At 59.9% G+C, this 2,046-nt stretch carries 1 protein-coding gene; it reads left to right on the top strand.

From position 1 onward, the window contains the following. Window positions 1-201 precede the first annotated feature (201 nt). Window positions 202-1,962 carry a UvrD-helicase domain-containing protein gene (locus OXG98_13075; GenBank protein ID MCY3772935.1) on the top strand — a complete coding sequence of 587 codons (1,761 nt, stop codon included), beginning with the start codon at window positions 202-204 and terminating at the stop codon, window positions 1,960-1,962. Window positions 1,963-2,046: the final 84 nt, after the last annotated feature.

Below are 2,046 nucleotides of genomic sequence, written 5' to 3'. Positions count from 1 at the left end.
GACGGCGTGTACGGAACAATCCGGCTGTTTCGGGAGGAAGAGCTGCGCCAAAAGACGAGTGGTGCGTCGCTGTTCACACAGGAGCCCCCGCTCCAGACCAAGCAGGAAAATACGTCGACCGATGTGCGTGTAGTGGACAGTCACAAGCAGGGAAGGGCGACACGGCGAAAAGCAGACGCTGCACGAACCCATACTCCCAGCGTGTCTACTGCGCCTTCAGACGATACAACAGCGGTACCGTCCGCGGATATCCTAGCCGGCCTTGATAGCGACCAGCGGAGGGCCGCCGAGATTACAGCCGGCCCGCTGCTGGTTGTTGCCGGGCCGGGTTCCGGAAAAACACGCACCCTCACACATCGCATTGCCCATCTCGTACGCAATCACCGCGTCCGTCCCGAACACTGTCTGGCCATTACGTTTACCCGTCGGGCCGCGGACGAAATGCGAGAACGCCTCCACCGTCTTCTGCCCGCTGTTGCCGCCGAGATCCCGCTTTTTACGTTTCACGCTTTGGGCATGTCCGTTCTCCAGGAGCATTGGAACGCGGCGGGTCTCCAGCGCGGCTTTCGGGTCGCGTCAGACGCGGAGCGTCAACATCTGTTACGCGAAACGCTCGGCGTTTCGGCCCGCCAGACGCGCAGCCTGCTCTCGGCCATTTCGGTGGCAAAGCGCACGGGACAGGCACCGGCCGAGGACCGCCAGATTGACATCTATCACCGCTACCAACAGGAATTGGACGCGCGGAATCTGGTCGATTTCGATGACCTGATTGGCCGCACGATTCAGGTCTTCGAGTCCGACACCGGCCTGCGTGACGCCTATCGTGAGCGCTCCCAATGGGTGTGTATTGACGAATATCAGGACGTGGACGAGCAGCAGGTCCGCCTCATCAAGCTACTCGTGCCGCCTGACGGAAACATCTGTGCGATTGGCGACCCGGATCAGGCCATTTATCGTTTCCGTGGAGCGGACGTCCGTTTCTTCGCCCAGTTCACCGCCGACTTCCCGGGTGCGCAAGTGGTCCGACTGACGCGGAATTATCGCTCTGACAGTAACATCGTCCATCTCTCTTCCCAGGTCATTGCGCCGTCCGGGTCCGAGCAGAAGTCCACCCCGGTCCTTGCCGACACCCCAAGCTTAATCACGCTCCACGAAGCGCGGACGGAGAAGGCCGAGGCCGAGTTCGTCGTGCACTCAATCGAAACGCTGCTGGGCGGACACAGCTTCTTTTCGATTGATAGCGGTCGATCCCGAGACGCCGAAGACCGGGCCGTCTCCTTTTCTGACATCGCCGTGCTGTACCGAACCGAAGCCCAAGCAGAGGCGGTCGTTGAGGCCCTTCACCGTTCGGGTATGCCGTTTCAGAAACACGCCCATACGCGGCTACTCGACCATCCTGGGGTGGCGCTACTGCTCGATACTCTGCGCGAACAGCCCGGCGACGGCGCTCTGGTGGCGCGGCTTGAAGCCGCGTGTGAAAAAGCTGAGGCCACTGGGGCAGGAGCAGAGACAAGAGCGGCCCTTGAACTCCTGCAACCCGTCGCTCAGGAGTGCGGGGACGATCTGGACCGCTTTCTCTCTACCCTTGCGCTGGAAACGCAGGTCGATACCTGGGACCCGCGCGCCGACCGGATTTCCTTACTCACCCTCCACGCCGCCAAAGGTTTGGAATTCTCCGTTGTTTTTATCGTTGGCTGTGAAGACGGCATTCTCCCGCTGACCTGGGGCAAAGCCGAAGCTGCCGATCTTGAGGAAGAGCGCCGTCTGTTCTACGTCGGCGTCACGCGGGCAAAAACCAAACTCTATCTGTGTCAGGCCAGGAAACGCCGCTGGCGCGGGACGGTGCAAGCCATGTCTCCTTCTCCGTATTTAGCCGATATTGAGGAACACCTGCTCGAACGTCGCCGGAGTCAGTTGAGTGCACGGGGGAAAAAGAAAGCGGATCAGTTGGAGCTGTTTTGAGAGGGAGGAGAATCGGACCAAAGAGGCAGATTTGATAACAACTCCTTGAGGTCGAGCCAAAATCTGATAATCTGATTGGCATGA

It is taken from the genome of Gemmatimonadota bacterium (genome assembly GCA_026706345.1).
In the GTDB taxonomy this organism is placed as follows: Bacteria; JAAXHH01; JAAXHH01; order JAAXHH01; family JAAXHH01; genus JAAXHH01.
The sequence above is the reverse complement of the archived record's forward strand: the minus strand, read 5'-3'. Positions and strand labels throughout refer to the sequence as shown.